Here is a 25,280-nt window from a genome sequence, read left to right on the forward strand (position 1 = left end):
TAGGCCCGATAAGCGAAGGGCGCCGCTCGGGCGCCCTTCGTATCTCGTTACTTGCGGAGGCCGAGGCGACCGATCAGATCGGTGTAGCGCTGGGCGTCTTCCTTCTTGAGGTAGGCCAGAAGCGAACGACGCTTGTTGACCATCATCAGCAGGCCGCGGCGCGAATGGTTGTCTTTCGCGTGGCTCTTGAAATGGTCGGTCAGCGTCTGGATGCGGCTGGTCAGGATGGCGACCTGGACCTCGGGCGAACCCGTGTCGTTCTCGTCGCGACGATATTCCTGAATGACTTCGGCCTTGCGCTCTGCGGTAATCGACATCGTGTTACTCCTATTCCTGAAGGTTGAACCCGCGTACGATCCGGTCTCCTTCGACCAGCGCGACAGGGGTGAGCCCATCGATGGCGACGTGGAGACCGCTTCGCGGCGGAACCCGGGAAAGCCGCTGTCCGAACCGGAGCAGGCGGGCTTCTTCGGGGGTGACGGGAAAGGCCGGGATGTCGTCCAGCCCTGCTTGCAATGGCAGAAGTGCCCCGTCGAGCGAGCCGCCCTTAGCGCATTCACCCAGAAAGTCCAGTGATATCGCCTGATCAAGGGCAAACGGCCCGGCGCGGGTTCGGCGCAACATGGTCACGTGGCCAACCGTGCCGAGCGCCAGCGCGAGGTCGCGCGCAAGACTACGAATGTAGGTCCCCTTGGACACGGTAGCCGAGAGGGTCACCTCATCCAGCAGGCCATCGCCGGCAGACACGATGTCGAGCGCATGGATGGTCACCGACCGGCTGTTGAGCGCGACTTCCTCGCCGGCGCGGGCCAGATCGTAGGCGCGCTTGCCGTCGACCTTGAGGGCCGAATAGGCAGGCGGAACCTGCTCGATCGGACCGGTGAAGGAGGGGAGGGCGGCTTCGACCTCGAAGCGGGTCGGCCGGTGCGGGCTGGTCGCGATCTCCTGCCCTTCAAGATCGAGCGTGTCGGTCTGGGCGCCGAAGCGGATCGTGAAGTCGTAGGCCTTCAGCGCGTCGAGCATCCGGCCGGCCAGCTTGGTCGCTTCGCCAAGCGCGATCGGGAGGACGCCGGTCGCAAGCGGGTCGAGCGTTCCGCCGTGTCCGACCCGGGTCTTCGCTTCCCCGGCATCGCGCAGAGCGCGCTTGACTGCGCTGACGCCTTGGGTGGAGCCGAGGCCGTGGGGCTTGTCGAGGATGATCCACCCCGAAAGGGGCCTGGTCACGCGGCGGCCCCGGCTTCCTCGGCCGACCGGAGGCGGGCAAAGAAGTGGCGGCGGCACAGCGCGACGTAGCGGTCGTTGCCGCCGATTTCGGTCTGCTGCCCGCGGGCCACCGCGCGTCCCTCGGCGTCGACGCGCAGGTTCATCGTTGCCTTGCGCCCACACTCACAGACCGCCTTCAGCTCGACGAGGGCGTCGGCCAGTGCCAGCAAGGCCGCGCTGCCGGGGAAGAGCGCGGCGCGGAAGTCGGTACGCAGACCATAGCAGAGGACGGGAATGTCCATCTCGTCGGCAAGGCGGCACAATTGCAGCACTTGTGCCTCAGTCAGGAACTGCGCTTCGTCGACCAGCACGCAATGCAGGCGGCGATGGGTCAGTTCGGCGCCGATCGTCTCGAGGAGGTCGGTGGTCGGGTCGAAGGCGTGGGCGTCCGCCCCGATCTCCAGCCGCGAGGAGATGCGCCCCGCGCCGGCACGATCATCGAGCGCCGCGGTCCACAGCATGGTCTCCATGCCGCGCTCGCGATAGTTGAAGTCCGCCTGCAGAAGGGTAGTCGATTTGCCGGCGTTCATCGCGGCATAATAGAAATAGAGCTTGGCCATGGACGGGCCATAGCCAAGATCGCCTCACCCGCGAAAGCTAGTGCTTCTTCGCCGCGGCCTTTCCGCCCTTCTTGCCGAGTTCGGCCTGCGCGGCGGACGACTTGCGGGGGTTTGATTTGCCTTCGTGGCTCGCCTTGGCGTTGGCCTTCTGGGCAGTGGCGCTGCCGCGGCCCTTCTTCTCGGTCATGTCGATCGGCTCCTGTCCTGGTGCAGGAGTTCAACGCGCAAGGCATCCGAGGTTGCTTACGGCCATTCGTCCCGGAGGATCGAGAAAAGCACGGTGTCGCGGACGTGGCCGTTCCAAGTGATGCGGTCAGCGCGGAGCAGGCCCTCGCGGGTCGCGCCGAGCTTCGCCATCGCCGCCTGGCTGCGGGCGTTGCGTGCATCGACGCGGAACTCGATCCGGCGGTAGCCACAGGCAAAGGAGCGGCGCAGCATCATGTCCTTGATCCGGCGGTTGAAGCCGGTCCCGCGCAGGTGAGGGCGGTAATAGGTGCCGCCGATCTCCAGAACGCCGCGGGCAGGCTCGATCGCGAGGAAGCTCGACATGCCGGCGAATTCGTCGCCCTCGAACAGGACGAACGTTTCCATGTCCGGGCGGGCGAGCCAGGCGTCCAGGCTGGCATCGAAGTGGTCGGGGTCGAAACTGGTCGAATAGATCGCCCAGATCTCGCGATCCTCGGCGCATGCGGACTTGAGCGCGGCGCGATAGGTTTCGGTAAAGGGAAGGGCGGAGCAGCCGTCGCCCTGCATCGGCGCGGCGAGGTCGCTCACTCCTCGGTGAGGTCCTGGCTGACGTGCGGGGTGCGCAGGATCTGGTCGATCTTGCCGCCTTCATCGAAGCTCTCGTCCGCGAGAAACTTGAGTTTGGCGGCATATTTGGTGTTCACCCGCCGCGCGACCTCGCCCTGGAAGAAGGCGGTGTTAGTGCGCAGCGCCTTCAGCACCACTTCCTCGTCCTGGCCGAGAAGCGGCTTCACGAACACGGTCGCGTGGCGAAGGTCGGGGCTCATCCGCACCTCGGTCACGCTGACGAGATGGCTCTGCAACGTCGCGTCATGGACATCGCCGCGCGCCAGCACCTCGCTCAGCACATGGCGCACCTGCTCGCCCACGCGGAGCAGGCGGACGGAGCGGCCTTCGGGGGACTCGATCTTCTTCATGTCTTATCTCGCGTCATCGCAAGCGGGGCGAAGCAATCGGGCCTGCGCCATTGATTGCCTCGCTTCCGTCTCGCAATGACCAACGCCCTAGAGCGTGCGCGCGCGCTCCTCGACCTCAAAGACTTCGAGGTTGTCGCCCGCCTTGATGTCGTTGGTATCGGCCAGCAGCACGCCGCACTCGAGGCCGGCGATGACCTGCGCCACGTCGTCCTTGAAGCGCCGCAGCGAGCTGATCGTCGTCTTGGAGACGATGACATCCTCGCGGGTGAGGCGGGCGTGGAGGCCCTTGCGAATGACGCCTTCGAGCACCAGCAGACCAGCGGCCTTGTCGCGCTTGCCGGCCGGGAAGACCTCCTGCACGCGGGCACGGCCGACGACCGTTTCGATGATCTCGGGCCCAAGCTCGCCCGCCATCGCACCCTTGGCCCAGTCGGTCAGGTGATAGATGACGTCGTAGTAGCGAAGCTCGGTCTTGTTGCGCGCCGCGACTTCACGAGCCTTGGCGTTCGGGCGGACGTTGAAGCCAATGATTGGCGCACCGGTGGCGGACGCCAGCGTGACGTCGCTCTCGGTGATCGCGCCGACACCCGAGTTGAGGATCCGAACCTTGATCTCGTCGGTCGACAGGCGGTTCAGCGCGTTGACGATCGCCTCGGCGGAGCCCTGCACGTCGGCCTTCACCACCAGCGGGAATTCGATCACGGTGGACGCCTTGTTGGCGAACATGTTCTCGAGGCTCATCGGTGCGGCGGTGGTCCGCTTGCGGTCGAGCACGCCCTGGCGATAGCTCGCGACCTCACGGGCGCGGGCCTCGTTCTCCACCACGGTGAGCTGGTCGCCTGCCGACGGCACCGAGCCGAGGCCGAGGACCTCGACCGGCATCGACGGACCAGCTTCCTTGACCTGCTTGCCATGATCGTCGGTCATCGCGCGGACCTTGCCCGATGCGGCGCCGACCACGAGGACGTCGCCGACCTTGAGCGTGCCGCGCTGAACCAGCACGGTCGCGAGCGGACCGCGGCCCTTGTCGAGCTTGGCTTCGATGACGGTGCCTTCGGCAGCGCGATCGGGATTCGCCCGAAGCTCGAGGATTTCGGCCTGAAGCGCGATGGCATCGAGCAGTCCGTCGAGGTTGGTGCCCTTGAGCGCCGACACTTCCACGTCCTGGACGTCGCCGCCCAGCTGTTCGACCACGATCTCGTGCTGCAGCAGCTCCTCACGGACCCGCTGGGCCCGGGCGTCGGGCTTGTCGATCTTGTTGATCGCAACGATCATCGGCACGCCCGCGGCCTTGGTGTGGTTGATCGCTTCCACCGTCTGGGGCTTCAGGCCGTCGTCGGCGGCAACCACCAGCACCACGATGTCGGTGACGTTGGCACCGCGCATCCGCATTTCGGTGAAGGCTTCGTGGCCCGGCGTGTCGAGGAAGGTGATGAGGTCGCCGCTCGGCACCTTCACCTGATAGGCGCCGATATGCTGGGTAATGCCGCCGGCCTCGCCCGACACCACGTTGGCACCGCGCAAGGCATCGAGCAGCGAGGTCTTGCCGTGATCGACGTGACCCATGATCGTGACCACCGGCGGACGCGCGGTCAGGGTCGCTTCGTCATCGACGTCGGCCGCGGTGTCGATATCCACGTCGCTGTCGCTGACGCGCTTGATGTTGTGTCCGAACTCGGTGACCAGAAGTTCGGCCGTATCCTGGTCGATCGTCTGGTTGACGGTGACGGGCGTGCCCATCTTGAACAGCGCCTTCACCAGATCCGCCGCCTTTTCGGCCATGCGATTGGCAAGCTCGCCGACGGTGATGCTCTCCGGCACCACGACGTCACGGACCTGCTTCTCGCGCGGGCCCGACTGGGCATAGGCACGCTTTTCCTTCTCGCGTGCCCGGCGAAGGGCGGCGAGGCTGCGTGAACGATCATCGTCGCCAGCAAGGGCGCGAGTGACGGTCAGCTTGCCCGAATGGCGGCGATCATCGCCGCGCGATCCGGCACCACCCGGACGAGCCGGACGGGCGGGCTCGGGGCGGCGCGAAGGCGATGCGGACGAACCGCCACCACCCGAAGGCGAGGACTGGGCCTGCGACTGCTGCGGCGCGCTCTGCTGCGGCGGCTGCTGCTGCTGGACGGGCTTGGCCGGGGTCGGCGGCGGGGGACGGCGCACCGGCTGGAACATCTGCCCCGGACGCGACGCGACCGTGCGGGTGGCAGGCGCGGCCGGCTGGGGCGCAGGCTCTTCGACTGCGGGGGCAGAAGCGGCGGCCGCAGCGGCAGCGGCATCGGCCTCGTCAGCCTTGCGGGCTTCCTCCTCGATCCGGCGCTTGGCGTCTTCCTCGGCCTTGCGGGCCGCGTCTTCCTCGGCCTTGCGCTTGTCTTCGGCGCGCTTCTTCTCGTCCTCGGTCGCGTTGACCTTGGCCTGCTCTTCGCGGCGGCGAGCATCCTCGAGCGCGGACATGCGGGCCTCTTCGGCCTCGCGCATCCGCCGTGCTGTTTCTTCCTTGCGGGCCGCGATGTCGTCAGCGGGCGAGCGGCGGGGCGCCGCGGGAGCGGGAGCAGGAGCGGCAACGGGCGCCGGGGCTGGCGCGGCGGCTTCCGGTTCGGGCGCAGCAACGGGCGCCTCGCCCGGGCGGCCGAGGATGCGGCGCTTCTTGACCTCGACCACCACCGTGTTCGAACGGCCATGGCTGAAGCTCTGCTTGACCTTGCCAGTCTCAACCGTGCGCTTGATTCCCAGCGGCGGCCGGGTACCCAGCTTCGGCTTGTCGGTCTGGTCGCTCATAAATTCCTTTATACTACTCGTCAGGCGTGCCCTGACCGACGGCACCATCGCCGCGGCCTAGCAAGCCAATTCCTACAATGAAAGCACGCCAGCGTTTGAGGGTGCCAAGCACGCGCGCGGCCGCTCTCGGGTCGGTCAGCGCCACATGTACCACATTTTCGCGGCCAAGCGCCATGCTCAAGATGGTGCGGTCGGCCGGAATTTCCAGCCCGCCGCGATAGCCCAGCTCCTCCGAACCGCCGACCCGCCAGGCCTGGTCGAGCTTGCGGCGTCCATCGGTACCGGCATCGGCGGCGAACAGGAGAAGGTGAACCTTGCCCATCCGCGCGGCCTGCTCGATCCGGTCAGAACCACTGGTCAGCGTCCCCGAACGCGCCTCCATCCCGAGCCGGTCGAGCGCGGCGCGCGCGAGCGCCTGCTCGATGCGATCGGGCAGGTCGGGCGCGATCTCGACCGCCTGCGTGCGGAAGGCACGGGCAAGCGCAGCCTTGAGCTTGCCCTTGGCCAGCGCGGTCTCAAGCTCGGGCCGGGTGACGCCGATCCACGCGCCGCGACCGGGCGCCTTGGCCCGAATGTCGGGATGAACCTGTCCGTCGGGACCGAGAACGAGGCGGATCAGCTCCGCCTTGTCCGCCGTCCGGCGCGTGAGGATGCAGGTGCGCTCGGGCGTATGCCCGCTCGCACCTACCTCGTCGGCCTCAGCTAGCGCGTCATTGCGAGGATTCCGCATCGGCGGCCTCCTCGGTCTGCGGCGCGTCGCCCGACGGCGACTGAGCCTGATCTTCGGCTTCGTCCTCGAACCAGTGGGCACGGGCAGCCATGATGATCTCGTTGCCCTGCTCTTCGGATAGGCCATATTCGGCCAGGATCCCGCCCTTGTCCTCGGTGCGCTGCGGCGCATTCTCCGCGCGGCGGCGCGGTTCGGGGCGCTTCTTCTGGATAAGCTCGTCGGTCGCCAGGTCAGCGAGGTCGTCGAGGGTCCGGATATTGGCCTTGCCCAGCGTCACCAGCATCTGCTCGGTGAGATGCGGCAGGTCGGCCAGCGCGTCTTCGACGCCAAGACCTTGACGCTCTTCGCGGGCAGCGGCTTCGCGGCGCTCCAGCGCTTCGCCCGCACGGCTCTGCAACTCGGCGGCGATGTCGTCGTCGAGCCCTTCGATCGAGGCGATTTCGTCGGCTTCGACGTAGGCGACTTCCTCGAGGCTGGTGAAGCCTTCGGCGACCAGCAGCTGGGCCAGCGTCTCGTCGACGTCGAGCTCGGTCTGGAACATCTCGGACCGCTCGACGAACTCGCGCTGGCGCTTCTCGGAAGCGTCGGCTTCGGTCAGGATGTCGATCTGGCTGCTGGTCAGCTGCGACGCCAGGCGAACATTCTGGCCGCGGCGGCCGATCGCCAGGCTGAGCTGGTCGTCGGGCACCACCACTTCGATCCGGCCTTCTTCCTCGTCGATGACGACGCGGGCGACGGTGGCCGGCTGGAGGGCGTTGACGACGAACGTCGCCGTGTCCTCGCTCCAGGGGATGATGTCGATCTTCTCGCCCTGCATTTCCTGGACGACCGCCTGAACGCGGCTGCCCTTCATGCCGACGCAGGCGCCGACCGGATCGATCGAGCTGTCGTAGCTGATGACGCCGATCTTGGCGCGGCTGCCCGGGTCGCGGGCGGCGGCCTTGATCTCGATGATGCCGTCGTAGATCTCGGGCACTTCCTGCGCGAACAGCTTCTTCATGAAGTCGGGATGGGCGCGTGACAGGAAGATCTGAGGCCCACGCGTTTCGCGGGCGACGCGCAGGATCAAGCTGCGGACGCGGTCGCCGACGCGGTGCATTTCGCGCGGGATCTGCGCGTCGCGGCGGATGACGCCCTCGGCGCGGCCGAGGTCGACGACCACGTGACCGAATTCGACCCGCTTGACGACGCCGGTGATGACCTCGCCGACGCGATCCTTGAACTCTTCATACTGGCGCTCGCGCTCGGCGTCGCGGACCTTCTGGAAGATGACCTGCTTGGCGGCCTGCGCGGCGATGCGGCCGAACTCGATCGGAGGGAGAGGATCGACGATGAAATCGCCAACCGCCGCGTCACCCTTGAGCTTCTGCGCGCCCTTGAGGTCGATCTGCTTGTAATAATCCTCGATGTCGCCGTCGACGACCTCGAGCACGCGCCACAGCCGAAGGTCGCCCGACTGCGGGTCAAGCTTGGCGCGGATGTCGTTTTCCTGGCCGTAACGGGCGCGGGCGGCACGCTGGATCGCGTCTTCCATCGCCTCGATGACGATGCCGCGGTCGATCAGCTTCTCGCGCGCGACGCTGTCGGCGATCGCAAGCAGCTCAGCCCGGTTGGCCGTTGCGGCAGCAGGAGCGGCGGTTGCCATGTTTTCAGTCTTCCTCTTGGGGTTCTAGTTCGTCGGCGCCCTCGGTAGAGAGGGGCATGGTGGCGGCAATCAGGCGGTCGGTCAGCAACAGCTTGGCCGAGTGGATGGCGTCGTACGGAATGCGGCGAGCACCCTGCGAACCGGAAATCTCGATGGTCTCACCCTCGACGCCGAGGATGTCGCCCGTCACCTGCTTGGCGCCGTCGACTTCGCGGGAAAGCCTGAGGCGGGCCTCGTGACCCTGCCAGTCGCTGTAATCCTTGAGCCGGGTCAGCGGTCGGTCGATCCCCGGCGAGCTGACTTCGAGGCGGTAGGCGCCCTCGACCGGGTCACGGCCTTCGGCCTCCATCGCGTCGAGAATGTCCGACACCCGCCGCGACAGGGCTTCGCAGTCGCCAAGGTCGAGCTGGCCGGTTTCGGGCCGCTCGGCCATGATCTGCAAGGTCGGGTCCGACTTGCCCCCCACCATCGCCACGCGCACGAGCTCAAACCCGAGCGCCTTGGCCTCGGTCTCGATCCGTGAAGTCAGCGTTGCGTCCATGCGGCTCCCATAGGCTCAAACCCCCTCGGACCGCCGCGGTGTCCCGGGCGGCCTCGCCAGCATCAACGATGTGAGGAGGAGATGCCTTGATAGGTGAGGGAAGAACCCAAGGCAAGGGTCGGACGCAGAATCCTCAGACCCGATACATTATGCAATCCATCTCAAGCAGGTCGGGAAAATGACCCTCATTATTCGGCAGCAGGCCCGAAATCTTGAAGCCGAGCGACTGATAGAAAGCGAGGCTTTGCGCGTAATCGGGGCTATTTTCGTAAAGCTTGGTGAAGGCAAGCTCGCTTTGGAGGCCGACAAAGTCGTTCATGACCGCGGCCCCGCCTCGAACCACTTCCATGTCGTGACCTTGGGTGTCCAGCTTCAGGAATGGCCGGCGAAAGCCATGCTCGGTACGCAGGTCGAGGAAGATCGCGTCGAGCGTCGTAGTCTGGATGGTGATCGAGCGCTGGTCATGCAAACCGTTCCAGAATCGCGTTTCACCTTCCAGCGTCGGGGAATGGAGTGAACTCATCTCCGATTGCTCTGAGACGTTAAAGGTGGTTTCCTTGGCAACACTATCGAGGGCGCGTTCGATGACGATCCACCGAGGGTCTCCCGCTGCTCGACTTTTCAGTATTCGCGTCATTCCTGGATGAGGTTCGAACGAGATGATCGTGCCCTTGAACCCCGCGCGCCTCAGTCGAAGCGCATATTGCCCCTCATTGGCGCCGACGTCAAAAACGCAATCGACGTCGAAATGGCGAAGGAATTGGACAACGAAACGGGACTCGATCCGCATCCATCTCGTCTTTTCACCCAGCAGGCGTGCGCGCGCCTTCATGAAAAACTCCTGCGGCGTCATCGCGTAACCCCCTTACGCCTTAGTTGCGTCGGACAGCACGTCCCCAACTGTGTTTGCAACTTCACGATCGAACGATTCTTCTCCGAAAACTTCAAGTGCGCGTCGACGACCTTCGCGGGACATGGAGATGAAGTCGTCGGGACGAAGCAAAATCTGCTCCAGCTTGTCCTTCCATTCCTCGGCGCCGTCGGCGACTATGAGGTGTTGTCCGTCCTCAATCAGGGTTGCGAAAGGCAGGTAAGAGAAGCGGGAGCACAAAACAGGGCGCTCGCTGATCAGCCCCTCGATCACCTTGATTTGCGTGCCGCCGCCGGACTGCACGGGGCAGATGACGACGTCTGCGAGCGCATATTCAGCGTGTAGGTCTTCGACGAAGCCGCGGATGCGTATCCGATCGCTCCCAAGCGCCTTCGATTCCTCCGTCGCAAGGCCCACGGCATGGAGTTCGACATGCCCAAGTTTGTCCGCGACAGGTCCGAAGACCTGCCCAGCAAACCATCGCAGCCCTTCCAGGTTGGGCGAATAGTTAAATGCGCCCACCATCATCACCCGCAGGCCGGAGCGGGACGCATGCGTTCGCGGCGTAAAGGGTGCAACGATGTTGCGCAGCAGGCTTGTCCCCGGATTGAGAGGGCGTGCGCGAGCCAGATCAGGCTCTGAGCAGAGCCAGACGTGCCTGACCTTTCCGATCAAGCGCTTCGTTGCGTATGTCCGCAATGAGTTGCGGACCTTCTGCCGGAAGGTCCCGCCTGCGAACGATTTGACGAAATCATCGCAATCCATGATGACCTTCGGGAAGAGGTTCTTCGGAACTACTAGCGTCGCGGCCGGCTGGCGGGTCACGATCACGTCATATCTGTTGGCCCGATACAGCTTGCCAATCTCGGACCGTCCGAACCGGTAGTTCTCAAGCCGCGTTTTGAGCGACCGCGGCGGCGGAAGCTGCAGGCAAGAAATGCATTCGCCGTCAGGTTCGGAAAGCAAGCGCTGGTCGCCCGCTGAGCGGATCCAAACGACATCTACCTTGCCGACCTTCCGAAGTGATCTCAGGATTTGCCGATTTCGCAGCGCCCCGCCGTAACCGGAGAAACTGGGGTCATCGTTGAGGACGTAAAGTATCTTCACCGCAACGCTACCACTCACTCCTGCTTCCTCTCACCGGTGGTCGTCCAATGTCCTTACACGGACGCCAGCGATTTGGCTTCAGGCAGCGCGGAAGACCCAGTACCGGTTGAGGAGGAAGCTCAGGACCGGTGTCGCGGCCATCATCAGCGGCACAGCCGCAAGTGGCGACAGCTTCAACTGCTGCACGGTAAGCCAGACCCAGAAACTGTTGATCAGGAAAGCAATTCCCGCTGCGATCAGGAAACGGCCGAGCTGCAGGGTCTCGCTGTCCTTATTGCCGCCTTTGAAGCTCCACCGGCTGTGGACGACATAGCCGACCAGCATTCCGCAGGCGGTGCTGCCGACGTTGGCTAGATACGGACTGATATGCTGCAGGACGAGGAGCGAATAGATCAGCGTCGAGAACTGAGTGACCATCAGCCCGGCGATGATATAGCGGATGAGCTGACGCGACGCGGGATGCGCGAGGAGCTTCTGCACCCGGCGGGTCTGCTCCTCCAGCAGGGAACGCGACATCAGGCGACCTCGGCAGGGACCGGTGCGGAGGACGAAACGGACTTCACGGCGTGGGCGGGCGCAAGCCGCTCGTCGCTGGTGAAGAGCCGCGAGGAAGTGACGCCCATCTTGCACAGGCGATAGAGGAAAGCGGTGCCAAGCACGCCGAAGCCGTAGGTGCAGCTGCGGCGGAAGTTGATGCTGGACGCTTCCTCAAAATAGCGGGTCGGGCAGCTGATCTCGCCGATCTGGAAATTTTTCCACATCGTCTGCGCGATCATCTGGTTGTCGAACACGAAGTCGTCAGAGCAGGCCGGCAGCGGGAGTTCTTCCAAGACCGTGCGGCTCCAGGCGCGATAACCGGTATGATATTCGCTGAGCTTCGCTCCCATGAGCAGGTTCTGCAGGGCCGTCAGGCAACGATTGGCGACATATTTGTAGAGCGGCATTCCGCCGGCGAGCGCGCCGTTGCCGAGGATGCGCGACGCGAACACCGCGTCATAATGGCCAGACGCAATCATGCCCGCCATCGCCGGAACAAGCTTCGGACTATATTGATAGTCGGGGTGGAGCATGATGACGATGTCGGCCCCGCGCTCCAGCGCGATGGAATAGCAGGTCTTCTGATTGCCGCCGTACCCGCGATTATTCTCATGCGTCGCGGTGAAGATGCCGAGTTCGCGGGCGAGGGCGGAGGTGCGATCCTTGCTGCAGTCATCGACCAGGATCACGTCATCGACAATGGTGAAGTCAATTTCGTTGTAGGTCCGTTCCAACGTTCGGTCGGCGTTGTACGCCGGAAGAACGACGGCAACCTTCTTCCCATTGATCACGAAAACGTCTCCCGAACCACCTGCCGCCCGCAACTCTTACAGAGTAAGGTTAACGAGAGTGTATGCGCTTGCAAAAAAAGAATTAGGGCGCGCATAGCAGCCGTGCTGCAGTGCGGCAAACCGGGGGATTAAGTGACGAGAAGGGTCGATCAGTGGCTTCGGCAGCCGCTCCTTGCCGAGCAGCCGACAACGGACAACCGACGTGCCCGCTGGATTCTGCTGCTGCTCTGGCTCGGGGTAACCCTTGTCCTTGCCGTGCATCACGTGCCGTGGCGGGACGAGGCGCGGGCCTGGTCATTGATGCAGATGGGGCAATCATGGCCCGACATGTTCCGCGTGGTTCAGGGGGAGGGACATCCTTACCTCTGGTATATCCTGCTGCGCGCTGGTTGGGACCTGTTCGGCGATCCGCTCGTGCTGAGGGTGATCGCGCTGTCGATCGGTATCGCCGCCACCGCGCTGCTGGTCCTGCGAGCCCCGTTCCGGATCGGCATACTCGCTTTGATAATCTTCAGCCTTCACCTCGGATTCGAATATACGGTGATGGCCCGCAACTATGGCATCTCGGCCCTCGTCATGCTGGCAATCGCCGCGCTGTGGCCGCGAATCCGCGACAGCCTCTGGTTGGGCGTGCTGCTGCTGTTGCTTGCCAATACCAACGTGCCGAGCGTTTTCATCGCGGGTTCTCTGGCCTTTTACCGGTTGCTCGAGCTGCTGGGAGAAAAGAGGGACTTGAGCGACCCGGAATGGCGCTGCTTTGCGCTTAATGGTGCATTGCTCCTCGCAGGCACCTTTCTCTGCTTCATCGCCGTCTATCCGCCGGCAAACACGGCGGCCGCGAGTACGTCTGCTGAGCCGCTGACCTTTCCTAACCTGCTTGCCGCTCTGTTTACCGCCAAGCGCTCGTTCACCGCGATCGGCTTCGGCAGTGGGTCCCTGCTGGGCCCGCTGACCGTCTTTGCGAGCCTGTTGCTATTCCTCGAAAGGCCAAAGGCCTTGGCTTCGGCCTTGCTTGCGCTTGTCTGTTTGAAGCTGTTCTTTTTCTTCGTTTATCCAGGCTACTCGCGGCACGTTGCCCTGTATTTTATTCTTACCTTCTCGCTTGCCTGGATCGAGGCGCAGAAGGGATGGGCTCGCGATTGGACCACGGAAAAGGCGCGGCCCCTACTCCTGCTGGGCTCGAGCGCTTTTATCATCCTTCTTTGCATGCAGACGGCACGGTACATCAGTTACCCAATTCAGAACTTGGCCCTCGGCCGCCCCTTTTCCCATGCCGAAGATCTCGCCCACATCATGGCTCGCCCGGAGTTGAAGGGCGCTATGCTTATGATCGATCCCGACACGATGGGCGAAGCGGTTGTCTATCAGACAGGCCGGCCCTACTGGCTGATCCGCCAGGATCGTCCGGCGACCATCACTCCGCTTGCATTGTCGGGCAACAAGCGCCTGACGCTCGACCGCCTGCTTCAGCAGGCGGAGGCCATTCGCTCTCGTACCGGGAAGCCGGTGGTGATTGGGCTTGCGCTCGACATCGACAGGAGCCGAAGTGGTAGCTGGGACGTCATGTATCATGACTATACGATCCTGACGCCGAGCTCCGTTGCGCGTTTCAAGGAAGGAACTCGCAAGATCGCGTCGCTTAGAAAGGGTGGCGGCGACGAAGAATATGACGTCTACGTCTACCCTCGCTGAAGGCGAACAAAGAGCGTCTGTTCGGCGCGATCCGCTGTTGCACCCGATAGGTGGGCCGCCTCTTTGGCAGCGATTGGCGCTGCTCGGTGGGTGGGTCCTGCTGGTCGCCTGGCTCGCCTCGATGCACGTGGTCTGGCGTGACGAGGCCCGCGCATTTGCCTTTGCGACGGGCGGCGACACGGTGGCGGAGATGTTGCGCGGCCTGCGCGGGGAGGGACATCCTTCCGTCTGGTATTTGATCCTGCGCGCCGGTTACGCGCTCACCGGCTCCCGCGAGGTGTTGAGCGGCGCCGGCCTGCTGTTCGGGTTTCTTGCCGCCGCCCTGTTCGCGCTCCGCGCCCCGTTTCGGATCGGGGTCGTATTCTGCACGCTGTTCAGCGCCTTCTTCGTGATGGATTACACCGTCATCGCCCGCAATTACGGAATTGCGGCCCTGCTGATCTTCGCGATTGCGGCCTTGTGGACGCGGATCAAGGACAGCCTGTGGTTCGGCTTCCTCCTGTTCGTGCTGTGCAACATCAACATGCCGGCGTTGATCTTCGCCGGCGCGCTGTTCGGCTATCGCGCGCTGGAAGTGCTCGGTGCCGGCTCCACCGACCGGCGCGACGAGTGGGCGCGGCTGGGGGCGAACGCGGTCCTTGCCGCAGGTGGCGCTCTTGTGTCGTTCCTTACCGTCTATCCTCCGTTCAACGATGCTGCGGTTGGCCTCGACAAGCGCCCTTTCACCGCTTGGAACCTAGTGCGGGCGGTGTTCCACCAGAAAACCTTCGTGCGTGACCTGGGGATCCCGCCCCCTGCGCAAACCATCAGCCTGGTGCTGATCACTGGCAGCCTGTCGATTTTCGCGCGTCACAAGCGAGCCTTCGCAACTGCACTGTTCGCCTTACTGGCGCTCAAATTCTTCTTTTTCTTCATCTACATGGCGTATCTTAGACACGTCGCGCTGCTGCTCGTTTTCCTGCTCGCGCTCGCCTGGATCGTTGCGCAGGACGGCGGTGAAGAAAATCTCCCCCACCACCATTGGCGGGCGAGGGCGGTGCCGGTCGGCAAATGGATGCTGGTGATCCTGCTTGCGGTGCAGGTGGTGACCCTTGTCCGAAAGCCGCTGGTGCAGGCGTTCCGCGGCGTGCCCTACAGCCGCGCTGCCGATCTAGCCGCGTTGCTGGAGCGACGGGGACTGGATGCTTCGCCGCTGATCGTGGATCCCGACATGGTCGGCGAAGCGATTGTCTATTACCGGGGCGGAAGACCGATGTGGCTACTTCGCCAGTCGCGGTTTGGGACCTGGGCGCCGTTCAGCAAGGGTGGGCGCGATCGGCTGAGCCTGGACGACATCCTCGCCGATGCCGCGCTGCTCAACCAGCGCACCGCGCAACCGGTCGTCATCGCGCTGCAAAAGCCGATCGGCGAGGACGGCGATTACCAGGTCATGTTCCAGAACCACACCGTCATCACGCCCGCGGGACGGCAGCGTTTCCATGCCGCGACGCGCCCCCTCGCTTCCCTCCGCCCGGCCCAGACCGACGAGGAATATGACGTCTTCGTCTACCCGCGCTGACTAGCCGCCAAGCGCGCTCATCTCTGCCCGGATCCGGATCGTCAGGACGAGGGCGTTGAGGACCGAGAAGAGCAGCGCCACCTGCCACAGGCCGAAGACAAGCGGGAGGACGGCGATCTCGCCGATCACCACGAGATAGTTGGGATGGCGCACGAAGCGGAACGGTCCACCGGTCACCAGCGGGGCGTTCGGCAAGACGATGATGCGCGTCGTCCACCGCGGCCCGAGGGTCCGCAGCACCCACAGGCGGCCGGCCTGCAAAAGCATGAACAAGGCAAATAGCGGCCAGTGAATGTCCCGGCCTGGCGCGAGCCAGAACAGGGTGGCGAGCCAGCCCGCATGGACCGCAACGATCAGCGGATAATGGCCCGGCGCGTGCTCGTACGCGCCCGCCGCAAGCAGTCGTCGGGTGTTCGACCGGGCGATCTGAAGTTCGGATAATCGCTGAAAGGTGACGAAGAACAATATGGCGTAGGCGGGCCAATGATGCTCGCTCATGCGCGGTCCAGCGTCAGTGCGGCGCAGGTGAAGCCGGGACCGAAGGCAGTCATGAGGGTCCGCTCGGGCAAGCCCCGCTCGATCAGCCGCTCGGCGACGAACATGACCGTCGGAGCGCTCATGTTGCCATGGTCGCGAAGCACCTCGCGTTCAAGGTCGAGGGTACCGGTCGGAAGGTCGAGCGCCTCCTCGATGGCGGTGATGACCTTGGCGCCGCCGGGATGCGAGCAAAGGCGGTCGATGTCGCCACGGGTAAGCTTAAGATCTGCAAGGATGCCGTCGACCGCGCCCGCCAGTTCGGCGGTGACGAAGGGCGGGATAGCCCGGTCGAACACCACCGCCAGGCCCGGATCCTCGACCCGCCAGCCCATGATGCCGAGCGTATCGGGCCACTGCCGCTCGCCTGCGCCGCCGATGGTGGCAGGCCCATTCCCTTCGGTCGAGACGATCGCCGCGGCCGCGCCGTCTCCGAACAGCGCGGTCGCGACCAGCGCCGCGGGGTCGTCCGTGTCGAGCCGGATCGAGATCGAACAGGTCTCGACGCAGACGAACAGCCAGCGTGAGCCCGGGTCGGCCGCGGCAAGCCGGGCAGCCGTCGCAAGCCCGCTGACGCCGCCAGCGCAGCCGAGCCCGAAAATGGGTACTCGCCGGACGTCGCTGCGAAAGCCCATGCGCGGCGCCACCCGCGCTTCAAGGCTCGGTGTCGCGATGCCGGTGGTCGAAACGAAGACGATGCCGTCGATGTCCTGGGCGCCAAGGCCGGCCCGCTTCAGCGCAGAGATTGCCGCGTCCTCGAACAATCGTTCGGAGGCATCGAGATACAGGCTGTTGCGCGATTCCCAGCGATGGTCGCCGCCATACCATTCGATCGGCGCGACGATATTCCGTCCGTCGATGCCGGCATTGTCGAACACGCCCGAAAGGCGATCGTAAAGGGCCTTGCGCCCGGAGAAGAGATCGCGGCCGATGCTCTTGGCTTCACCCTGGCTGATGCGATGGGGCGGAACGGCGGTGGCGAGGCTGAGCAGGGTGACTGGCTGCACTAAGTGTGGTGCTTCCTATATCGGAGCGAAGAGCTAGGGTTACCCCCATGTAACTCGCCTACGAGGAATTAGGATGCGATTTAAGACCTTTCATGGCGTGCTGGGCTTTGGTCTAGCGCTCTCTGCGTGCGGCACGGCCGCAGTTCCCGCCCAGGACAAGCCCGCAACCGGGGCGAAGCCGTTCGACGTGGCCGAGGTTGCCAAGTTCGAAACGCCGTGGGCGATGACCTTCCTGCCTGGCGGCCGCGAAGCGCTGGTAAGCGAGAAGAGTGGCAAATTGTGGGTGGTGAGCCCCGATACTGGAAGCAAGACCGCCGTGTCGGGCGTGCCTGCGGTCAAGGTCGCGGGGCAGGGGGGTCTCGGCGACGTGGTGGTCGGCCCTGACAACCGCATCTATCTCAGTTTCGTCGAAGGCGGTCCGGACGGGACGAGTGGCGCGGTCGTCGGATACGGCCGGCTCGCCCGCACCGGCGCCACCTATGCGCTGCAGGATTTCAAGATCGTCTGGCGTCAGTCGCCCAAGGCCGAGGGCAACGGCCACTTCTCGCACCGCATCGCATTCGGCCCCGATGGCGCGATGTATGTAACCTCGGGCGAGCGCCAGAAATTTCAGCCCGCGCAGGAAACCACCGGCAATCTCGGCAAGGTGCTGCGACTGACGCCGGAAGGACAACCATTCCCCGGCAATCCGTGGGCTGCGAAGGGCGGGCTACAGGCGCAATTCTATTCGACCGGGCACCGTAACCTCCTCGGGATGGCGTTCGCGCCCGATGGTCGCCTGTGGGAGCATGAGATGGGCCCGCAGGGCGGCGACGAGGTCAACCTCATCCAGCCGGGCAAGAATTATGGCTGGCCGGTCGTTTCCAACGGATCGAATTACGGCGGCGGGGACATTCCCGACCATCCGACCCGGGCAGAATTCGAAGCGCCCAAGGTGTGGTGGAACCCGAGCATCTCGCCGGCCGGGCTGATCGTCTACACTGGCAACCTCTTCCCGCAATGGAAGGGCGACCTGCTGCTGGGCGCGCTGTCGGGTGAATCGCTCATCCGGATTGATGTGACTGGCGACAAGGCCGCCAAGGCCGAACGCTGGCCGATGAATGCCCGCATTCGCGAGGTGGAGCAGGGTCCGAAGGGCGAAATCTATCTGCTGGAGGACAATGGCCGCCTGCTGCGGCTCACTCCGGCTTGAACATCACGATAAATGGGGCGGCCCCGAGCGGGCCGCCCCTGTTGGGTCAGGCGTTGCGGGTGTTTGCGCCCTTGCCACGCAGGCTATTGAAGATCGCGAGGCCGATCACGCCCGCGGCAGTGTAGCTGGCCGCCTTGTTGTTCTTCACGAAATCGCGGACCTGGCCGATGCCCTTGCGGACAGTGCCCGACAGCTGGTCGACAGCGCCGTCCTGCTGCAGCTTGGTGTCGCCGGTCAGGTCGCCGAGGCCAGCCTTGAGATCGCCCTTGGTGCGGGTGCCTTCGCCGGCGAGGGTGTCGATGTTCATGTTTATTCTCCGTGAATTGGGGATCGGTGCCATTAACGCGCCATTGGCGCGCTAGTGCCGAGCTTGTTTGCAGGCCCGTCCGCATCTGCCATGGGCGGCGGCGTGAACCGCCCTTTGCTCCTGCTCACCGCTTTCCCGCTGGGCCTGGTCTCCGCGCTGGCGTTCGCGCCGCTTGGCTGGTGGCCGCTGATGCCACTCGCCTTTGCCGCGCTTGCATTCCTGATCGGGCGGGCGGGCAGTCTTCCCAAGGCCCTGCTGACCGGCTGGCTGTTCGGGGTCGGGCAATTCGTCCTCGGCCTCAACTGGATCGCCACCGCCTTCACCTATCAGGCGGCGATGCCGGCCTGGCTTGGCTGGGTCGCGGTGGTGCTGCTGAGCTTCTATCTCGCAATCTACCCGGCGCTGGCGACCGGCCTTGCGTGGCGGTTCGGGCGACGGTCACGGACGGCCCTGGTTCTTGCGCTGGCGGCGGGTTGGACGCTTGCCGAATATCTGCGTGCGACGATGTTCACCGGCTTTGCCTGGAATCCGGTGGGCGTGGTTCTGATCGACACTTCCGCGCGGGGATGGGCGCAATTGGTCGGCACCTACGGACTTTCGGCTTTGGTAGTCCTGATCGGGGGACTTTTCCTGCAGCTTTTTGTTCGGCCTGAGCCGCGACAGGCCTCACCGCGCGTGATCGGACTGGTGGTGGCGGTCAGCGTCGGCATTGTCTGGCTGTTGCCCCTCTCTCTCGTTCAGAACCGCGCCTTTGGCCCGCGACCGGCGATCCGTGTCGTGCAACCCAACATCGGCCAGGAGGACAAGTGGCGCGAGGGGCTGGAGGAAGAAGCCTTCCAGCGCCTGGCAAGCCTGTCGCGCATCCCCGCCGGCTCGCCGCCGACGCTCCTCCTGTGGCCCGAGGTTGCCGTTCCGGTCGCCTTCCAACTCGAAGGTCCGCCGCCGCAACGCCTGACCACGCCCCTGCCGCCGGCGCGCCGTGCAGGCGGATTGCTGCGTCCCGGGTCCGACCTGCTCGTCACCGGCGCCTTCGCGCTTGTCGTGGATCGCAATGCGCGGCTGGTCGGAAGCACCAACAGCGTCATGCCCATCTCCGCCAGCGGGCAGATCGCCGGCCGCTACGACAAGGCGCATCTGGTGCCCTATGGCGAATATCTGCCGATGCGTCCCTTGCTGTCGGCGATCGGCCTCAGCCAGCTTGCGCCGGGCGAAGGGGACACGCTCGAAGGGCCCGGCCCGCGAAATCTCAGCCTCCCTGGCTGGGGCAGCATGGGCGTGCAGGTCTGCTACGAAATCATCTTCTCGGGCCAAGTGGTCGATCCCCGGCACCGCCCCGACTTCCTGTTCAATCCGTCAAATGATGCGTGGTTCGGGCGCTGGGGACCGCCGCAGCACCTTGCCCAAGCCCGCCTGCGCGCCGCGGAAGAGGGGCTGCCCATCATCCGTTCGACACCGACGGGCATCAGCGCGGTAATCGGCGCGGACGGCAGGTTGCTGCACTCCCTGCCGTGGCGCACCGCAGGCGCGATCGACGCCGACCTGCCAGCGCCGAGGCCGCCGACTTTCTTCAGCCGCCATGGCAATGCGATCCCGCTCACCCTTGCCCTCCTGCTCCTCATTCTGGCGGTTGGCATCGACGCGCGGGCTCGCTACAGGCGGCACATATAAAGCTTTCTTTATATCCTTATATCCGCCTTCCAGAACTGCCGGAGTCCCATGCGCCAGTCCTACCTGTTCACCTCTGAATCCGTCTCCGAGGGCCATCCCGACAAGGTCGCCGACCAGATCAGCGATGCGATCGTCGACCTTTTCCTGTCCAAGGATCCGGAAGCGCGCGTCGCCTGCGAAACGCTGACGACCACCAATCTCGTGGTCCTCGCCGGTGAAATCCGCGGCGAAGGCATCATGGACGAGGAGGGCAATTGGGCGCCCGGCATCGAAGACGAGATCGAAAAGGTCGTCCGCGCGACGGTCAGGAAGATCGGCTACGAGCAGGACGGCTTCCACTGGGAGAAGCTCCGCTTCGAGAACAACCTTCACCCGCAGTCCGCGCATATCGCGCAGGGCGTGGACGCCAGCGGTAACAAGGACGAAGGCGCGGGCGACCAAGGCATCATGTTCGGCTTCGCCTGCGACGAGACGCCCGACCTCATGCCGGCGACGCTCGATTACAGCCACAAGATCCTCGAGAAGCTGGCCGCCGACCGCCATTCGGGCGCCGCGCCTTTTCTCGAGCCCGATGCCAAGAGCCAGGTGACCCTGCGCTTCGAAAACGGAAAGCCGGTCGCTGCGACCGCGATCGTCGTTTCGACCCAGCACAAGAAGGGCTATGACGAAGGCGACCAGGATGCAGAGCTCAAGGCCTATGTCCGCGACGCGATCGCTTCGGTGATCCCCGCGGACCTGCTGAGCGACGAGACCGTCTACCACATCAACCCGACGGGTAGCTTCGAGATCGGCGGTCCGGATGGCGATTCGGGCCTGACCGGACGCAAGATCATCGTCGACACCTACGGCGGCGCTGCGCCGCACGGGGGTGGCGCCTTCTCGGGCAAGGATCCGACCAAGGTCGATCGCTCCGCCGCTTATGTCGCGCGTTACCTCGCCAAGAACATCGTCGCGGCCGGGCTTGCCACCCGCTGCACCATCCAGCTTTCCTATGCGATCGGCGTGTCCGAACCGTTGTCGCTCTACGTCGACACGCACGGCACCGGCACGGTCGGGGATGACCAGCTGGAGCAGGCGATCGGCAAGATCGATCGGCTTGGCCGACTGACCCCGCGCGGCATCCGCACCGCGCTTGGCCTCAACAAGCCGATCTATGGACCCACCGCCGCCTACGGCCATTTCGGGCGCAAGGCCGAGGGAGACTATTTCCCGTGGGAGAAGACCGACCTCGGCGACGACCTGAAGGCGCTGGTCGGCTAGACCACCTGCCTGGCGATCGGCTGGACCTTGCCCGACGGCTGGTCCGGCCGGCGCCCCATCGACCAGTTGGCTTGCATGCGGACCTGAGGATTGGGGACGCACCAGATGGCGCCGCCCTCGTCAAAGGCGACCACTCACAGAAGATCAAATTCAGGGCCATAGTCGATCACCGCCACGGCCGTCCCCTTTCCGCGATCGAGGACGTGGAGGGGGAGCGTGGGGTCGAGTTGCGTGAAAGCCATGCCGTCTGAACAACTCGCGGGGGGCTCAGGTTGCTGCGGCCCTTAGGTCAGGTCCCATGCCGATCAGCGGCGGTCGCGGCCGAACCTGTCGTCGGACAGCGGGCCGCGCGCGGCCGCAAGGTCATTTTCGGCCCCATCGTGCCCGGTGTCCTGAACACCCACCCGGTGCCGATAGACCAGTTCGCCGCCCAGCCAGCCTGAATAGGCGAGGATAAGCACGCTCGCGAAGCTGAGCCAGATGCCTATCGCGCCAATCTGTTCGGGCGTGCCGGTCAAGCGGATCACGAGGTTCACCGCCTCGAGTGTCAGGACGACGATGTTGGCGATCATGTGCTTCGTGGCCGCGCCGATCTTCCGGACGCGGTCGTCGCCGAAGTAATCGGCCATGCCCGCGGCGGCCGCGGCGAGGGCGGTGACGAGGCCGACACCTAGCAGCCAGTTGCTCGCCGTCGCCCAGCCCCCCTCGCGCGTCGACAGCCACATGACGTCGGTGACCAATGCCCCGATGAAGCTGACGATGGGGAAGGGGATCAACAGCGGATGAATGGGGTGACCCGCGATCTGGGCCGAGCTGCGGGGATTGTTGCCGTCCATCGTGCGTCCTCGTGCCTTCTCGCGGTTGTGGCCTGAACGCGGTGCAGTAAAGGCAGGTCCATGACCGCGTTCAAGTCGGGTGACCCGACCACCCTCAATCGATTGTACGGCCGCTCGAGCGGACACAAGCTCCGCCAGGGCCAGCAGGAACTCATCGACAGGCTGCTGCCCGAAGTCGCCGTGCCGACCGAAGGCGAGATCACCTCCCGGCGCCTGTTCGGCGACGACCGGCCGCTGCACTTCGAGATCGGGTTCGGGTCGGGCGAGCATCTGGCCTACCGCGCCGACCTGCTGCCCGAACATGGCTTTGTCGGGTGCGAGCCGTTTCTGAATGGGGTCGCGACGGCGTTGACGCATGTGCGGGACGGGGCGCTGCGCAACGTGCGGCTGCACATGAACGATGCGCTGGAGGTGCTCCGACGGGTGCCCGACGGAAGCCTGCTGATGATCTACCTGCTGCATCCCGACCCCTGGCCCAAGGCGCGGCATTCCAAGCGGCGGATGGTCAATGATGGGCCGGTCGGGCTGTTCGCCGACAAGCTCAAGCCGGGCGGCGAGCTCAGGATCGCGACCGATCATCCGGTCTATCTGGAGTGGACCCTGACCGTCATGCAGCGCCACACCGAGCGGTTCGAGTGGCTGGCGGAGAAGCCGGGCGACTTCCTCGATCCGCCCTCGGGCTGGATCGAGACCCGCTACGGCGCCAAGAGCCGGCGCGAGGGACGGCGGCCCTATTACCTGCGCTACCGCCGCACCTAGCTGTCGGCGATCTCCGTGCCTTCGGGAGCATGGAGGCGGAGGCGGATCATCTTGCGTTCGTCGGCCTCGACCGATTCGAGCCGCCAGCCGCTCGGATGGGCGATGCTTTCGCCAGGTTCGAGGATCCGGCCCGCGAGCAGGAACGCGAGCCCGCCCAGCGTATCGACCTCGTCGTCCTCGGCGATCAGGCGCTTGTCCACCGCCGCGGCGAGATCGTCGAGCTCGATCCTGGCGTCGGCTTCCCACAGGCCGTCGTCGAGGCGAGCGAGCAGCGCCTGCTCCTCCTCGTCATGCTCGTCGGCGATATCCCCGACGATCTCCTCGACCACATCCTCGATGGTGACGAGGCCCTCGGTGCCGCCGAATTCGTCGATGACCACGGCAAGGTGGATGCGTTCGGCGCGCATGCGGGCGAGGAGGTCGAGCACACCCATGCTTTCCGGCACGAACAAGGGCAGGCGAAGGATTTCCTCGACGCTCTTGCGCTCGGTCGCGTCGAAATAGGCGTTGAAGACGTCCTTGATGTGAACCATGCCGATGATCTCATCGAGGCTTTCGCCGGTGATCGGCAAACGGCTGTGGCCGGCTTCGGCGAAGATTCGGGCGAGCTCCTCCATGCTGCTGCCGTGCGGTGCCGAGATGATCTCGCCGCGGGTGACGCAGATGTCGCCGGCGGTGCGGTCGCCGAAGTGAAGCAGGTTCTTGAGCATCTGCCGTTCGAGCGGGCTCAGATCCCCCTGCTTGGGGCTGTCGTCCTCGGCGTCGTCGATCGCTTCCTCGATCTGGTCGCGCAGCGTGGTCTCGCCGTCGTCGCCGAACATCAGGCTGCGCAGGCCGCGCCACAGGCGCGAACCACTATCGGGCTGGGTCGCCATCAGGCCGCCACCTCATAAGGGTTGGCAAGGCCAAGGCGGGCGAGGGCGCGCACTTCGCGGGCTTCCATGTCTTCTGCGGTGTCGTCGTCCATGTGATCGTAGCCGAGGAGATGGAGCGTTCCGTGGACCAGCAGGTGCGCGGCATGGTCGTGCAGGCGGAGTGCCTTTTCCTCGGCCTCACGGACGCAGGTTTCGCGGGCGAGGACGATGTCGCCGAGCATCAGTTCGGGGCCAGGCGTGACGGCATCCTCGAGCTCATCCGCCTCGGCCTGCGGGAAGGACAGGACGTTGGTCGGCTTGTCCTTGCCGCGCCATTCGGCGTTCAGGGCGCGCACTTCCTCGTCGCTGGTGAGGACGATCGAAAGCTCGACCGGGCGCGCGGCCTTGGCGAGGGCGGGAAAGGCGCTTTCGGCGATGGCGGCCCGGGCAGCGCTCTCGGCAAGGCGCGCCCAGTCGGTGCTACTGTCCCATTCCTCGTCGGCGTCGATGCTGATGTCGAGCGTCACTTGCCCGGACCCTCATAGGCTTCGACGATCCGCCCGACGAGGGGATGGCGGACGACGTCGGCGGCGCTGAAGCGCACCGTCGCGAGGCGCGGGATGCCTTCGAGCTTGTCGACCGCGTCGGCAAGGCCGCTCTCGACCCCGCGGGGAAGGTCGGTCTGGTTGGGATCGCCGCAGATCACCATCCGGCTGCGCATGCCGAAGCGAGTGAGGAACATCTTCATCTGCTGCGGCGTCGTGTTCTGCGCTTCGTCGAGGATGATGAAGGCATCGCTGAGCGTCCGGCCGCGCATGAAGGCGATCGGCGCGATCTCGATCTCGCCGCTGGCGATGCGGCGTTCAACCTGCTCGGTCGGGAGCATGTCGTAGAGCGCATCGTAAAGCGGGCGGAGATAGGGATCGACCTTCTCCTTCATGTCGCCGGGCAGGAAGCCGAGCCGTTCGCCGGCCTCCACCGCGGGACGCGAGAGGATCAGCCGGTCGACCTGGCCGCCGATCAGCATCGACACCGCCTGCGCGACTGCGAGATAGGTCTTGCCGGTGCCCGCCGGCCCGAGCGCGAAGATCATGTCGTCCCGGGCCAGCGCCTCCATATAGGTGGTCTGGATGGTCGAGCGGGGGACGATGGTCTTCTTGCGGGTGCGGATCATCACCCGGTTGGGATTGCTGGCGGGCGCTTCGGCGTCGGGCACGATCCCGTCGAGCTGGCGCTGGGCGCCCATGCCGATGACGCTTTCGACCACCGCGAGGTCGACGTCCTGGCCGGCATCGAGCCTGCTGTAGAGATCGACCAGCACTTCGCGGGCGCGGGCGGCGCTGTCGGCTTCGCCCTCGATCTGGACGCGATTCCCGCGCGCGGCGATGTTCACGCCGAGGCGGTCCTCGATCACCACCAGGTGGCGGTCGTAATCGCCGAACAGCGGTCCCAGGAGGTAGGGCTGCTCGAACTCGATCTCGAGGCGGGCGCGGGTGGGATCATCCACGGCGCGAAGGTCGGGGCGCTTGGGCATCTAGCGGCGTGAAGCCATGGGGTGCGTCATCGTTCCCGAATGTAGTGGATCAATCGCGAGAGTCATCAGCAACGTGCGAGGAATTGCGTG

28 protein-coding genes are annotated in these 25,280 nt (G+C 65.0%); 6 read left to right on the plus strand and 22 right to left on the minus strand.

Going from position 1 to position 25,280, the window contains the following annotated elements; all coding sequences use genetic code 11:
• Window positions 1-47: 47 nt before the first annotated feature.
• The 14 genes from rpsO to ABD729_RS07645 all read right to left on the minus strand — a co-directional run bounded on the left by rpsO (window position 48) and on the right by ABD729_RS07645 (window position 11,989).
• Window positions 48-317 (minus strand): 30S ribosomal protein S15, encoded by a 270-nt coding sequence (gene rpsO / locus ABD729_RS07580; protein ID WP_344709553.1) that lies wholly within the window; start codon window positions 315-317, stop codon window positions 48-50.
• Window positions 318-327: 10 nt separating this feature from the next.
• A complete protein-coding gene (truB, locus tag ABD729_RS07585) occupies window positions 328-1,224 on the minus strand; it encodes a tRNA pseudouridine(55) synthase TruB (protein ID WP_344709554.1) in 897 nt (298 codons plus the stop codon).
• Window positions 1,221-1,823 (minus strand): thymidine kinase, encoded by a 603-nt coding sequence (locus ABD729_RS07590; RefSeq protein ID WP_344709555.1) that lies wholly within the window; start codon window positions 1,821-1,823, stop codon window positions 1,221-1,223. The genes truB and ABD729_RS07590 overlap by 4 nt, the downstream gene beginning before the upstream one ends.
• Before the next feature lie 37 nt (window positions 1,824-1,860).
• Window positions 1,861-2,010: a hypothetical protein gene (locus ABD729_RS07595; RefSeq protein ID WP_344709556.1), complete on the minus strand. Its 150-nt coding sequence runs from the start codon at window positions 2,008-2,010 to the stop codon at window positions 1,861-1,863.
• Between the two features lie 56 nt (window positions 2,011-2,066).
• Window positions 2,067-2,597, minus strand: a complete 531-nt coding sequence (locus ABD729_RS07600) for a GNAT family N-acetyltransferase (RefSeq protein ID WP_344709557.1) — start codon at window positions 2,595-2,597, stop codon at window positions 2,067-2,069.
• Window positions 2,594-2,986 (minus strand): 30S ribosome-binding factor RbfA, encoded by a 393-nt coding sequence (rbfA, locus tag ABD729_RS07605; RefSeq protein WP_344709558.1) that lies wholly within the window; start codon window positions 2,984-2,986, stop codon window positions 2,594-2,596. The genes ABD729_RS07600 and rbfA overlap by 4 nt, the downstream gene beginning before the upstream one ends.
• A gap of 87 nt (window positions 2,987-3,073) precedes the next feature.
• On the minus strand, window positions 3,074-5,767 hold the full coding sequence (infB, locus tag ABD729_RS07610) for a translation initiation factor IF-2 (protein WP_344709559.1): 2,694 nt from the start codon (window positions 5,765-5,767) through the stop codon (window positions 3,074-3,076).
• A 13-nt stretch (window positions 5,768-5,780) separates the two neighbouring features.
• Window positions 5,781-6,497 (minus strand): DUF448 domain-containing protein, encoded by a 717-nt coding sequence (locus ABD729_RS07615; RefSeq protein WP_344709560.1) that lies wholly within the window; start codon window positions 6,495-6,497, stop codon window positions 5,781-5,783.
• Window positions 6,478-8,142: a transcription termination factor NusA gene (gene nusA / locus ABD729_RS07620; protein ID WP_344709561.1), complete on the minus strand. Its 1,665-nt coding sequence runs from the start codon at window positions 8,140-8,142 to the stop codon at window positions 6,478-6,480. Before nusA ends, ABD729_RS07615 begins: the two co-directional genes overlap by 20 nt.
• A gap of 4 nt (window positions 8,143-8,146) precedes the next feature.
• Window positions 8,147-8,683, minus strand: coding sequence for a ribosome maturation protein RimP (gene rimP / locus ABD729_RS07625; RefSeq protein ID WP_344709562.1), 537 nt, complete (start codon window positions 8,681-8,683; stop codon window positions 8,147-8,149).
• A gap of 133 nt (window positions 8,684-8,816) precedes the next feature.
• Window positions 8,817-9,536: an FkbM family methyltransferase gene (locus tag ABD729_RS07630; protein WP_344709563.1), complete on the minus strand. Its 720-nt coding sequence runs from the start codon at window positions 9,534-9,536 to the stop codon at window positions 8,817-8,819.
• A gap of 12 nt (window positions 9,537-9,548) precedes the next feature.
• Window positions 9,549-10,679: a glycosyltransferase family 4 protein gene (locus ABD729_RS07635; RefSeq protein WP_344709564.1), complete on the minus strand. Its 1,131-nt coding sequence runs from the start codon at window positions 10,677-10,679 to the stop codon at window positions 9,549-9,551.
• Window positions 10,680-10,739: 60 nt separating this feature from the next.
• Window positions 10,740-11,177, minus strand: a complete 438-nt coding sequence (locus tag ABD729_RS07640; RefSeq protein ID WP_344709565.1) for a GtrA family protein — start codon at window positions 11,175-11,177, stop codon at window positions 10,740-10,742.
• Window positions 11,177-11,989, minus strand: a complete 813-nt coding sequence (locus ABD729_RS07645; protein ID WP_344709566.1) for a glycosyltransferase family 2 protein — start codon at window positions 11,987-11,989, stop codon at window positions 11,177-11,179. The genes ABD729_RS07640 and ABD729_RS07645 overlap by 1 nt, the downstream gene beginning before the upstream one ends.
• A 132-nt stretch (window positions 11,990-12,121) precedes the next feature.
• On the opposite strand from ABD729_RS07645, the gene ABD729_RS07650 reads away from it, so the two are divergent.
• The gene (locus ABD729_RS07650) at window positions 12,122-13,681 is read left to right on the plus strand and encodes a hypothetical protein (protein WP_344709567.1); all 1,560 of its coding nucleotides are present in this window, start codon (window positions 12,122-12,124) and stop codon (window positions 13,679-13,681) included.
• A gap of 73 nt (window positions 13,682-13,754) precedes the next feature.
• On the plus strand, window positions 13,755-15,239 hold the full coding sequence (locus ABD729_RS07655) for a hypothetical protein (RefSeq protein ID WP_344709568.1): 1,485 nt from the start codon (window positions 13,755-13,757) through the stop codon (window positions 15,237-15,239).
• Here ABD729_RS07655 and ABD729_RS07660 read toward each other — a convergent pair whose 3' ends face one another.
• Together ABD729_RS07660 and ABD729_RS07665 are read right to left on the minus strand one after the other, a co-directional pair.
• Window positions 15,240-15,737 (minus strand): isoprenylcysteine carboxyl methyltransferase family protein, encoded by a 498-nt coding sequence (locus ABD729_RS07660; RefSeq protein ID WP_344709569.1) that lies wholly within the window; start codon window positions 15,735-15,737, stop codon window positions 15,240-15,242.
• Window positions 15,734-16,780: a type III polyketide synthase gene (locus ABD729_RS07665; protein WP_344709570.1), complete on the minus strand. Its 1,047-nt coding sequence runs from the start codon at window positions 16,778-16,780 to the stop codon at window positions 15,734-15,736. Before ABD729_RS07665 ends, ABD729_RS07660 begins: the two co-directional genes overlap by 4 nt.
• A 73-nt stretch (window positions 16,781-16,853) precedes the next feature.
• On the opposite strand from ABD729_RS07665, the gene ABD729_RS07670 reads away from it, so the two are divergent.
• Window positions 16,854-17,972, plus strand: a complete 1,119-nt coding sequence (locus ABD729_RS07670) for a PQQ-dependent sugar dehydrogenase (RefSeq protein ID WP_344709571.1) — start codon at window positions 16,854-16,856, stop codon at window positions 17,970-17,972.
• 46 nt (window positions 17,973-18,018) lie between these two features.
• Here ABD729_RS07670 and ABD729_RS07675 read toward each other — a convergent pair whose 3' ends face one another.
• Window positions 18,019-18,279 carry a CsbD family protein gene (locus ABD729_RS07675; RefSeq protein WP_344709572.1) on the minus strand — a complete coding sequence of 87 codons (261 nt, stop codon included), beginning with the start codon at window positions 18,277-18,279 and terminating at the stop codon, window positions 18,019-18,021.
• Window positions 18,280-18,381: 102 nt separating this feature from the next.
• On the opposite strand from ABD729_RS07675, the gene lnt reads away from it, so the two are divergent.
• Window positions 18,382-19,947 (plus strand): apolipoprotein N-acyltransferase, encoded by a 1,566-nt coding sequence (lnt, locus tag ABD729_RS07680; RefSeq protein ID WP_344709573.1) that lies wholly within the window; start codon window positions 18,382-18,384, stop codon window positions 19,945-19,947.
• Window positions 19,948-19,995: 48 nt separating this feature from the next.
• The gene (metK, locus tag ABD729_RS07685) at window positions 19,996-21,207 is read left to right on the plus strand and encodes a methionine adenosyltransferase (protein WP_344709574.1); all 1,212 of its coding nucleotides are present in this window, start codon (window positions 19,996-19,998) and stop codon (window positions 21,205-21,207) included.
• On the opposite strand, the gene ABD729_RS07690 is transcribed toward metK, so the two are convergent.
• The gene (locus tag ABD729_RS07690; RefSeq protein WP_344709575.1) at window positions 21,204-21,341 is read right to left on the minus strand and encodes a hypothetical protein; all 138 of its coding nucleotides are present in this window, start codon (window positions 21,339-21,341) and stop codon (window positions 21,204-21,206) included. The genes metK and ABD729_RS07690 overlap by 4 nt on opposite strands.
• Window positions 21,342-21,512: 171 nt before the next feature.
• Complete coding sequence (locus ABD729_RS07695; RefSeq protein ID WP_344709576.1) at window positions 21,513-22,043, minus strand: DUF2231 domain-containing protein; 531 nt, start codon at window positions 22,041-22,043, stop codon at window positions 21,513-21,515.
• A 60-nt stretch (window positions 22,044-22,103) separates the two neighbouring features.
• On the opposite strand from ABD729_RS07695, the gene trmB reads away from it, so the two are divergent.
• Window positions 22,104-22,802 (plus strand): tRNA (guanine(46)-N(7))-methyltransferase TrmB, encoded by a 699-nt coding sequence (trmB, locus tag ABD729_RS07700; protein WP_344709577.1) that lies wholly within the window; start codon window positions 22,104-22,106, stop codon window positions 22,800-22,802.
• Here the strand turns inward: trmB and ABD729_RS07705 are convergent.
• The 3 genes from ABD729_RS07705 to ABD729_RS07715 are packed head-to-tail and all read right to left on the minus strand — an operon-like array spanning window position 22,799 to window position 25,190.
• Complete coding sequence (locus ABD729_RS07705) at window positions 22,799-23,677, minus strand: hemolysin family protein (protein ID WP_344709578.1); 879 nt, start codon at window positions 23,675-23,677, stop codon at window positions 22,799-22,801. The two genes, trmB and ABD729_RS07705, sit on opposite strands and share 4 nt — an antisense overlap.
• Window positions 23,677-24,183 carry an rRNA maturation RNase YbeY gene (ybeY, locus tag ABD729_RS07710; RefSeq protein WP_344709579.1) on the minus strand — a complete coding sequence of 169 codons (507 nt, stop codon included), beginning with the start codon at window positions 24,181-24,183 and terminating at the stop codon, window positions 23,677-23,679. The genes ABD729_RS07705 and ybeY overlap by 1 nt, the downstream gene beginning before the upstream one ends.
• A complete protein-coding gene (locus ABD729_RS07715; RefSeq protein WP_344709580.1) occupies window positions 24,180-25,190 on the minus strand; it encodes a PhoH family protein in 1,011 nt (336 codons plus the stop codon). The genes ybeY and ABD729_RS07715 overlap by 4 nt, the downstream gene beginning before the upstream one ends.
• Window positions 25,191-25,280 lie beyond the last annotated feature (90 nt).

It is taken from the genome of Sphingomonas humi, assembly GCF_039536725.1.
GTDB lineage: Bacteria > Pseudomonadota > Alphaproteobacteria > Sphingomonadales > Sphingomonadaceae > Sphingomicrobium > Sphingomicrobium humi.

Bases quoted from the DNA above. Each gene is read 5' to 3' on its own strand.
- rpsO (WP_344709553.1), bottom strand. From the start codon at position 317: ATGTCGATTACCGCAGAGCGCAAGGCCGAAGTCATTCAGGAATATCGT.
- ABD729_RS07590 (WP_344709555.1), bottom strand. From the start codon at position 1,823: ATGGCCAAGCTCTATTTCTATTATGCCGCGATGAACGCCGGCAAATCG.
- ABD729_RS07595 (WP_344709556.1), bottom strand. From the start codon at position 2,010: ATGACCGAGAAGAAGGGCCGCGGCAGCGCCACTGCCCAGAAGGCCAAC.
- rbfA (WP_344709558.1), bottom strand. From the start codon at position 2,986: ATGAAGAAGATCGAGTCCCCCGAAGGCCGCTCCGTCCGCCTGCTCCGC.
- infB (WP_344709559.1), bottom strand. From the start codon at position 5,767: ATGAGCGACCAGACCGACAAGCCGAAGCTGGGTACCCGGCCGCCGCTG.
- ABD729_RS07615 (WP_344709560.1), bottom strand. From the start codon at position 6,497: ATGCGGAATCCTCGCAATGACGCGCTAGCTGAGGCCGACGAGGTAGGT.
- nusA (WP_344709561.1), bottom strand. From the start codon at position 8,142: ATGGCAACCGCCGCTCCTGCTGCCGCAACGGCCAACCGGGCTGAGCTG.
- rimP (WP_344709562.1), bottom strand. From the start codon at position 8,683: ATGGACGCAACGCTGACTTCACGGATCGAGACCGAGGCCAAGGCGCTC.
- ABD729_RS07630 (WP_344709563.1), bottom strand. From the start codon at position 9,536: ATGACGCCGCAGGAGTTTTTCATGAAGGCGCGCGCACGCCTGCTGGGT.
- ABD729_RS07640 (WP_344709565.1), bottom strand. From the start codon at position 11,177: ATGTCGCGTTCCCTGCTGGAGGAGCAGACCCGCCGGGTGCAGAAGCTC.
- ABD729_RS07660 (WP_344709569.1), bottom strand. From the start codon at position 15,737: ATGAGCGAGCATCATTGGCCCGCCTACGCCATATTGTTCTTCGTCACC.
- ABD729_RS07670 (WP_344709571.1), top strand. From the start codon at position 16,854: ATGCGATTTAAGACCTTTCATGGCGTGCTGGGCTTTGGTCTAGCGCTC.
- ABD729_RS07675 (WP_344709572.1), bottom strand. From the start codon at position 18,279: ATGAACATCGACACCCTCGCCGGCGAAGGCACCCGCACCAAGGGCGAT.
- metK (WP_344709574.1), top strand. From the start codon at position 19,996: ATGCGCCAGTCCTACCTGTTCACCTCTGAATCCGTCTCCGAGGGCCAT.
- ABD729_RS07695 (WP_344709576.1), bottom strand. From the start codon at position 22,043: ATGGACGGCAACAATCCCCGCAGCTCGGCCCAGATCGCGGGTCACCCC.
- trmB (WP_344709577.1), top strand. From the start codon at position 22,104: ATGACCGCGTTCAAGTCGGGTGACCCGACCACCCTCAATCGATTGTAC.
- ABD729_RS07705 (WP_344709578.1), bottom strand. From the start codon at position 23,677: ATGGCGACCCAGCCCGATAGTGGTTCGCGCCTGTGGCGCGGCCTGCGC.
- ABD729_RS07715 (WP_344709580.1), bottom strand. From the start codon at position 25,190: ATGCCCAAGCGCCCCGACCTTCGCGCCGTGGATGATCCCACCCGCGCC.